7 protein-coding genes are annotated in these 8,671 nt (G+C 72.4%); all 7 read right to left on the bottom strand.

The features are described 5' to 3' along the window. Window positions 1-59 precede the first annotated feature (59 nt). The 7 genes from ACLHRZ_RS00445 to ACLHRZ_RS00415 all read right to left on the bottom strand — a co-directional run bounded on the left by ACLHRZ_RS00445 (window position 60) and on the right by ACLHRZ_RS00415 (window position 8,668). Window positions 60-1,298, bottom strand: coding sequence for an MFS transporter (locus tag ACLHRZ_RS00445; protein ID WP_490416126.1), 1,239 nt, complete (start codon window positions 1,296-1,298; stop codon window positions 60-62). A 127-nt stretch (window positions 1,299-1,425) separates the two neighbouring features. After that, window positions 1,426-2,187, bottom strand: a complete 762-nt coding sequence (locus tag ACLHRZ_RS00440; protein WP_490416125.1) for an SDR family NAD(P)-dependent oxidoreductase — start codon at window positions 2,185-2,187, stop codon at window positions 1,426-1,428. Beyond that, window positions 2,184-2,441 (bottom strand): acyl carrier protein, encoded by a 258-nt coding sequence (locus ACLHRZ_RS00435; protein ID WP_490416124.1) that lies wholly within the window; start codon window positions 2,439-2,441, stop codon window positions 2,184-2,186. The genes ACLHRZ_RS00440 and ACLHRZ_RS00435 overlap by 4 nt, the downstream gene beginning before the upstream one ends. A gap of 39 nt (window positions 2,442-2,480) precedes the next feature. Continuing rightward, on the bottom strand, window positions 2,481-3,728 hold the full coding sequence (locus ACLHRZ_RS00430) for an aminotransferase class I/II-fold pyridoxal phosphate-dependent enzyme (RefSeq protein ID WP_490416123.1): 1,248 nt from the start codon (window positions 3,726-3,728) through the stop codon (window positions 2,481-2,483). After that, entirely contained in the window at window positions 3,725-5,695 is a 1,971-nt protein-coding gene (locus ACLHRZ_RS00425; RefSeq protein WP_490416122.1) for a condensation domain-containing protein, read from the bottom strand. Before ACLHRZ_RS00425 ends, ACLHRZ_RS00430 begins: the two co-directional genes overlap by 4 nt. A gap of 10 nt (window positions 5,696-5,705) precedes the next feature. Beyond that, window positions 5,706-6,983 (bottom strand): beta-ketoacyl-ACP synthase II, encoded by a 1,278-nt coding sequence (gene fabF / locus ACLHRZ_RS00420; protein ID WP_490416121.1) that lies wholly within the window; start codon window positions 6,981-6,983, stop codon window positions 5,706-5,708. Further along, window positions 6,980-8,668: a thiamine pyrophosphate-binding protein gene (locus ACLHRZ_RS00415; protein WP_490416120.1), complete on the bottom strand. Its 1,689-nt coding sequence runs from the start codon at window positions 8,666-8,668 to the stop codon at window positions 6,980-6,982. Before ACLHRZ_RS00415 ends, fabF begins: the two co-directional genes overlap by 4 nt. Between the last annotated feature and the right edge of the window lie 3 nt (window positions 8,669-8,671).

Below are 8,671 nucleotides of genomic sequence, written 5' to 3'. Positions count from 1 at the left end.
GATCCGTTCGAGGATTCCGGGGCCGAGGTCTGCCGACGGATGACCGGCGATCGGCACGGTCAACGCAGGGAGCGCATCGCCGGGCTCGTGGCGACCAGACCGGCGCACGCCAGGACGGCGCTGCCGGAGACCAGGAACAGCGTCGTCGTGCCGTACGGGAGCAGGACGCCGGCGATCACGTAGGAGAACGGGTCGAACGCCACCGTGGCCAGGACGACGAGGCTGAGCACCCGGCCCAGCAGTTGCCTGGGCACGCGCTCCTGCAGAGTGGCCACGATGACCACTCCGAGGAACCCGGACCCGAGGCCGACGAGAGAGACGACCGCCGTTGCGGCGACGACATGGGTGACGGCGGCGAGTCCGGCCATGCCCGCGCCGATCGCCGCGACCCCGCCGACCACGGTCCAGCCGCGCCGGGCGGGCGGCCGCCACCCGGCCGTCAGCGAGCCGGCCAGTGAGCCGGCACCGAAACCGGAGAGCACCACGCCCAAGGATCCCGCGCCACCGAGGCGTTGATCGGCGAGCACCGCGCCGCCCACGAGCACGGGACCCACGACCGCAATGTTGATCAGGCCGATGGCTGCCAGCATTCCTCGCACCGGCGGGTCGTGCCAGGCGTATCCCAAGCCCGCGCCGAGGGCACGTGCAAAGCCGAGTTGCTCACCGTCGACGGCGTCCGGACCTTCGCCACGTCGTACCACGCGGACGAGCGTGCTGAGGGCGACGGCGGCCAGCGCGGCCATCGCCACGATCACACCGAGCGTCGCATCGAAGCCGACCGCGGCGATGGCTCCGGCGGCCACCGCCGGGCCGACCAGATCGCCCCCCGACTCCGCGCCCTGCACCAGCGCGTTGACCCGGGAGAGCTTCTCGACCGGCACGACGACGGGCAGCAACGCCAGGGCCGCCGGGAAGTATGCGGCGTCGGCGGCGCCGAGCAGCCCGCCGAGCAGCGCAACCGTCGTCACCGATGGTGAGGTGAAGGTGACCAGTGCGCCGAGGGCGAGCAGGACGGCGACCCGGAGCCAGGAGGCGCCGGCCACGACACGGGTGGGACCGAGGCGGTCGACCAGCACTCCTCCGGGAAGCAGGAGCGCCGCTCGCGGCAGTGCCACGGCCACGAGAACGAGCCCTGTGGCGATCCCGGGTTCCGACAGTTCGAGCACGAAGAGCGTGAGCCAGATGACGAACAGCGCATCGACCACGGCCGCCAGCCCTTGGCCCACGACCAGGCGGAGCAGGTGCGGATCGCCGAGCGGTTCGCGTGGAAGAGAACGGGCGGTCGGCTCCGTCGTCATGGCAGGCCCCCCGGGCCGCCGAGTGGCTCACTGATCAACACCATGAACACATCCGCTCGCAGATTCCGTTGGGGACGCGCTGCTCGGCCGGAGGAGACCGCAGCCGCGAGGTCCACGCCGCGTGTCACTACGCGATGTGTGTGCCCCCGTCGACCGTCAGGGTGGTGCCGGTGATGTAGGACGCCGCGTCGGAGACGAGGAAGACCAACGCCGCAGCGAGCTCCGCGGGTTGCCCGATGCGGCCCGAGAGCACCCGCGGCATCATCGCCTCGACGTAGCCCTCGGCGTAGCCGTCGGTCATCGCGGAGGTGAAGAGGCCCGGCGCGAGGGCGTTCACGCGGATGCCTTTGCCGGGCGTCCACTGCTGGGCGAGATCGCGGGTGAGCCCGAGGATCCCGGCCTTCGACGCCGAGTAGGCGGCCTGCGGCAGTCCGCCCGTGACCAGCGCGAGGATGCTGGAGACGTTGACGATGGCGCTGCCGGGCGGCATCACCGCTCCCGCGGCCTGGGCCATCCAGTAGGAGCCGTTGAGATTGGTGTCGATGACCTCGCGGAACTGCTCCGCCGTCTCCTCCGTCGCGGGTTGTTCACTGCTGATCCCGGCGTTGTTGACAAGAATGTCCACACGCCCGAATGCGTGCACGGCTGCGTCGATCAGCGCCCGGCAGTCCTCCGGCCTGGCGACGTCGGTACGCACCGCGACGGCCCGGCGGCCGAGCCTCTCGACGGCCGTGCGCGTGGCCTCCAGCCTCTCGGTGCGCCGCGCCCCGAGCACGACATCGGCGCCGGCCTCGGCCAACGCGGTGGCGAAGGCGATCCCCAGCCCGGAGGAAGCGCCGGTGACCACGGCGACGCGACCGTCGATCCGGAAGCGGTCCAGGACGCTCAAGGTCGTCTGGCCTCAAGGTGGTTGGCGACGTAGCTCACCGCGTCGCCGACGGTCTTCAACTCCGCGACCCGGTCGTCGGGGATCGTCACCTCGAAGCTGTCCTCGATCTGCACGGTGATCTCCACCATCGACAGGGAGTCGATGTCGAGATCGTCGGTGAAGGACTTCTCGGTGGTCACCTCGGCGGAGTCGACGCCGACGACCTCTTCGACGATCCCGGCAATGGCGTTGAGGATTTCGGTGCTGTTCACCACGGGGTTTCCTTCTCGGGACGGGGGCGGCGGACGAGGGCGTCAGAGCCCGAGGCGCCGTCGGTAGGTGAGGAGGGTGCGCAGGAAGCCGTCCATCTGCTCCTCGGTGTGGCCCGCGTGCGGGAACAGGCGCAGGAGCGCCTGGTTGCGTGAGACGGCCGGGTAGGAGAAGACGGGTACGAGGTAGCCGTCCTCGACGAACCACTCGCGCATCTGCAGGGCGGCGGCGTCGTTCCCGATCGGCACCGAGAGCATGTACGACTCGGTCGGCGTCGTCGGCGTGCCGGCTTCGTGCATCTGCCGGCGAAGGCGGGCGGCATGCGCCAGGTAGTCGTCGACGATCTTCGGGTTGCCGGCGAGGGCGTCGATCGTGCGCTTGGCGGTGTAGGCGGTGGGCGGCTGGATGGCGGCCGTGAACATCGAGGTGCCGGAGAGCAGTTCGAAGGCGTCGACGGCCTCCGCCGGCCCGGCGATCGCGCCGCCTTCCAGACCGATGGCCTTCGACAGCGACACCATGACGAAGTCGGCCCGCTCCCGGATCGCAGCCGCCTCCCGGGCGTACGGACGGTTCTCGGGGCCGTAGACCATGAAGCCGTTCGCGTCGTCGATCATGCTGATGGCGCCGTGGCGGTCGCACTCGTCGAGAATCTCCACGATCGGCCCCATGGTCCCGTCGGCCGAATAGATGCTCTCGGCGATCACCACGGTCTTGCCGGCCCGGGTGCGGTCCAGGACGCGTGCCAGGTGGGAGACGTCGTTGTGCCGGAACGCGTGGACGTTGCGGCCGTAGCCGAGTCCCTCGACGCCCTTCCAGATGCTCCAGTGGACGTCACGGTCGACGACGAAGACGGTGTCGCGATTGCGCACCTCGATCCCGGTGTCGAAGTGTGCGGAGCTGCTCATGGCGTGGACGAACCCGATGTTGGCCAGCAGCCCCGTGGCGAAGCTGATGGCCCGCTCCTTGCCGGTGTGCAGGGCGATCGTCTCCTCCAGCATCTGGTGCGGGCGGCAGATCCCCTGGGTCATCCTGGATCCGCTGGTGCTCAGGCCGTGGGCGAGCGCCCCCTCGGCGAAATGGCGTTGCAACGGGATGTGGCGCTCCAGATCGAGAAAGCTGATGCTGGCGAAGTTCACCAGCTCGCGGCCGTTGCGGACGATGGTCGGCCCGACGGGACCGTCCACCACCGGCGGGCGGTACGCCGTTTCGTGCGTGTTCGCCTCGACGAAAGCGGCGAAGGCCCACGGGGCCAGGCGGTCCGCGGACGGTGCGCGGGTGCGGGGCGCGGTCATGGTGAGGTCTCTCCTCCACGAGGGGCGCGGGGCGGTAGGGGCTCCAGGGCTGCGGCGAGGTGGCCGAGCGAGGCCGTTCCGGCCAGCTCGTCCGACGCGATCCCGGTGAAGCCGGACTGCTGGAGCAGCGCCAGCAGACGGGGGACGGCGACCAGGGTGACTCCGTGGTCGGCGAGGCAGCGGTTCATGTCCACGGCGACAGGGCTGTCGAAGGGGCCGGCCGGCGGGCCGCCGGGGCCGACGGCGGCCACGGCGGCGGCCAGCACCCGTTCGGCGCCCGTCGCGGGCGGTCGCGACGGGACCTGCAGGGTTCCCGCGCCGCCGGTCGCGGTGCAGAACCGGCCGGACACACGGCCGGATGCGCAGTCGGCCGGGGACAGGACGTAGCGGCCCGGGGCCAGCAGGCCGGGCACTTCACCGAGGTGGTCCAGGACGTGGCGGTGCACATCGCCGGGGGTGACATCGGGGGCGGTGCGGGCGTGCACGACGAGGTGCGGTTCGTCGCCTTCCCCCGCGGCGTCCCCGCTGGGCGCCACCGACACGTCGAGCACTCCGGGGTGGCCGCGCAGCACGTCTTCGACCGTGGCCAAGCACACCCATCCCTGCGGAGCACGCCACCATCCGGGGGCGGCCGGTGCGAGCGGGTGCGCCGGAACCGGGCACTCGGCACCGCCGGCGAGCGTGCGCAGGAGACCGCACAGACGGGCGGGCAACGCCACGGCCTGCCCGGCGTCGAGCAGGTGATCCCCGACGGTGACATCGAGGGTGACGAACCCCGCGTCGCGGCTGAAGTCGACGTAGAGCGTCTCGCAGGGCTCGTCGGGCGCGCTGCTGATCCAGGTGGCGGACCCGTCCGGCAGAGTGTTCTGTACGGGGACCAGGTAGTCGCGCGGCCACGAGTAGCAGTTGTACTCGATGGTGGGCACGGTCACGACACCGCGGCGACGGTCCATGCGGGCCTGGGCGGCGACCAGTTCCGCGGGACGGTACTGACCGTGCCGGTAGGCCGCGGCGGAGGCGGCGACGACCGAGGCGACCACCTCGCCGAACGCCGCACCCGGCCGGAGATCGATCTGTACCGGAACCGTCAGGGCCCGGACGCCGATGCTGTTCCGCAGAGCGGCCCGGGCCCGGTTGGAGACCACCACCGACGCGAGGAACCGGTGTTCGCCGGTGCGGGTGGCGACGTCGTGGGCCAGCGCCGCGAGCACAACGGCCTCCGGGCTGACCCGATAGCGCCGGGCGACGCGGTCGAGGTCGTCGTACGCGCCCACCGAGCGGTGCTGGAGACGGTGGCGCCCGTTGCCGTCGCCGGTCCCGCCGAACGGGGCCAGCACACCGGTCGGATTGCCCGCCAGACGCACGAGCCACTCACGCTCCGCCGCGCGGGCACGCTCCGGCGGCTGGTCGGCGACCGTGTCGAGCAGATGCACGGGTGCCTCCGACGGTGCGTCGTCGCCGCGCAGTTGACCGTGCAGCTGGTCGATCAGCACCGCCAGCCCCCACCCGTCGATCACCACGTGGTGGGCGGCCACCAGGACCGCACGCGGCTTTCCCGCCTCGAGCAACACCCGCGCGCGCCAGGGCGGATGTCGCTCGGGATCGATCGGGCAGGCGGCCAGCGCCGCCGTGGCGGCCTCCAGGGTGCCGGCATCGACGACCGGGACGTCGACGCAGTCGAGCGGCAACGGGGCCCAGTGCGCGCGGTGGACATGTTGGATCGGGCGGAGCGGGTCGACCGTGGTGCGCAGTGCCTCGTGGCGGGCGGTGAGGGACGCGAGCGCCTCGTGGACGTCGGCGACGGTTGCCGAAGGCGGGACGTGGCAGTGGTCGGCGAGCGGCGTCGGGTTCACCCGCCGTGGCGAGGGAATGGTGCGTTCGAACCAGTGCCACCGCTGCACCCAGGTCAGCGGCCCGCTGCGGGTGACGGTGGCGGGGCTCGGGGCCGGTTCCGGAAGGTGACTCACGGCCGGGACCTCATACGGCCCGGACCACGAGAGCGGCATTGTGGCCGCCGAAGCCGAACGAGTTGCTGAGCGCGATCCGCATGCGCTCGTGGTGCTGCGCCCGGTGCGGCACGAAGTTGATGTCCGGGTCGATCGGCTCGTCGCAGTTGATGGTCGGCGGGACGTCACCCGTGCGGAGGGCCTGGATCGACGCCACGAGCTCGACCGCCCCGGCGGCACCGATCATGTGCCCGGTCATCGACTTGGTGGAGCCGACCGGGATCCGGGTGACACGATCACCCAGCACCTTGCGCAGGACGGCCGTCTCGACGGCATCGTTCAGCAGCGTTCCGGTGCCGTGCGCGTTGACGTAGTCCACGTCCGACCCCGCTATCCCCGCGTCGCGCAGTGCCGCCTCGACGGCAAGGCACGCGCCCCGCCCCTCCGGATGCGGGGCGGTCCAGTGATGAGCGTCGGAACTCGCCCCGTAACCCGCGAGTTCGGCCAGGGCCGTCGCCCCTCGCCGGTCGGCCACCTCGGCGGCCTCCAGCACCACCACGGCGGCTCCCTCACTCATCACGAACCCGTCGCGGTGCACGTCGAACGGCCGGCACGCCGCGGTCGGGTCGTCGTTGCGCCTTGACAGTGCGCGGGCGTTGCCGCTGCCCGCGAGATCGACGGTCGTGACGCAGGCGTCGGCGCCGCCGGCGAGGACGATGTCGGCCTCCCCGTTGCCGATCATGCGCATCCCCGCGCCCACCGCGTCGGCGCCGCTGGCGCACGCCGTGCTCTGGGCACGGCTGGGCCCTTGTGTGCCGAGACGCATGCTGATCTCGCCGGCAGCGCTGTCCATGGCGGTCGTGACCTGGGTGAACGGGCTGATGGCCCGTGGCCCTTTGTCGCGCAGGGTGTTGGCGGCGCGGTAGATCGACCCCACCGGGCCGTAGCCACTGCCGATGATCACGGCGACCCGCGGCGCCAGGCGGTCGTCGACGACGAGTCCGGCGTGCTCGCAAGCCTCCAGCGCCGCGGCGAGGGCGTACTGCGCGTACGGGTCGGCGCGACGGCTGACCGTCGGGGGCATGTAGCGGCCGGGCGTGAATCCGCGCACCTGGCCGCCGATCCGGACTCCGAGACCGGTCACGTCGATCGCGTCCACGGTGTCGATGCCGCTGCGCCCGGCCAGCATCGCCGTCCACGTCTCGCCGACGCTGTGACCCAGCGGCGTCACCGCCCCGTACCCCGTGACCATCACCCGGCGCCGGGCCCGGCTGCGCCCCGCGTCACCTCGCTCTCCTGCGTCCGTCACTGGGGAACCGCCTCGGCGTCGCGGAGGGCCGGGAGGATGTCGTCGGGGGCGACCGGCACCATGAGCACGGCTGTGCCTCCCCCTGAGCAGAACCGCCGCGCGGCGAGAATCTCCTCGGTCAGCGCGGCCTTGTCGCGCAGTACTCGACAGTGGACGCCCGACTCGTCCATCACGGGCGGCGGCGTGCCCGGGCGGGCGAAGGGGTAGCGTTCGGCGTCGAGTCCGAGGCGGGCGCGCTGGGCGTCCAGCCAGCCGTAGCCGCCGTTGCACAGCACCACGTACAGAACGCCGCCGTGGGCCGGAGCGGTGACGGCGATCTCCGCGCGGCCCGCGAGGAACGCTCCGTCCCCGATGAACGCGGTGACCTCGTGGTCCGGGGCGGCCCGCTTGACCCCGATGGCCGCGGCCGCTCCGAAGCCCAACGGGGTTTGCTCCGACGGCACGATGGACCCGCCACCCACGTGGAAGGGGAAGCCGTAGGACCACATGTCCTGCAGCCCGTTCTCCTGGACCAGCACGCGGGGCTCGCCGGCGGTGGCGTCGAGTGCGGCGAGCAGCTCGGCGATGCGGATCCCCGGCAGCGTCGCCGCACGGGCCAATTCCGCTTCCGCTTCGAGTGACATGGCCTTGCGGGCGGCGGCGATCTCGTTCGTCCACGCCTCGGCCGCGTCCGCGCGCTCGGCCTTGCCGTCCTCGTCCAGTGCCCGCGCCCAGCCGAGCACGGCGTGCCGGGCGTCGCCGAGCACGCGCGGGCCCGGGAACTCGGCCGACAGCCCGCCCGGATCGATGTTGACCTGCACCACCGCGACCGAGGGCCAGGGCGTTCCGCCTTCGACGACCGTCTCCTCGAGCCGCCCGGCGAGCGACACCACCAGGTCGCAGGACGACCACAACCCACGGGCGGGGGCCGCGGCGTAGAGGCCTGCCAGGCCGCAGAACAGCGGGTGGCGTTCGTCGACGGCACCGCGGCCGGACGCGGTGGTGAAGAGCGCCGCGCCGAGGCGTTCGGCGAAGCGCTCGACCGCACCGTCGTCGTTGCGGTGCCGCATTCCGCCGCCCACCAGCACCACCGGACGTCGGCTCGTGCGGATCGCCGCCAGTGCCGCTCCCGGCGCCACGGGGACGGGCTCGAGGACCAGCGGTTCGGGCAGTGTCGGCTGCGGTCCGGTGACGAGGATCTCCGCCGTGCGGACGTCGTCGGGTACCTCCAGGTACACGGGTCCGGACGGCGGCCCCACGGCCCGGGTCAGCGCCGTCACCGTCGCGGGGACGACCCGGTCGGGATGACCCACCCGGTGCGCCCACCGCACGAGGGGCGCTGTCACGGCGACCTGGTCGACTTCCTGGAATCCGCCGCTGCCCCGGCGCCGTTCGGGCACGCCGGCGGCGAGCACGAGGACCGGTGCACCGGACTCCCGCGCCTCGAGCAGCCCCGTGGTCGCGTGTGTGACAGCCGGACCTTTGCCCAGGGCGCATACGGCGAGCCGGCCCGACTGCAGCGCGTAGCCGGTCGCCATGTACATCGCGTTGCGCTGGTCACGGCACGGCACGAGGTCCAGGCCGGCGGCATCGAGGGCGCGGAGCAACTCCAGGTCGTCGCCGGGCAGTCCGAAGCAGGTGTCCACCTCGTTCGCCACCAGCAGGTCGACGATCGCCGACCACGCGTCGGCGTACCGTTTGCTCACCCG

It is taken from the genome of Streptomyces sp. AM25, assembly GCF_058146165.1.
Note: the sequence above shows the minus strand (reverse complement) of the source record. Positions and strands in the feature narration are given on the sequence as shown.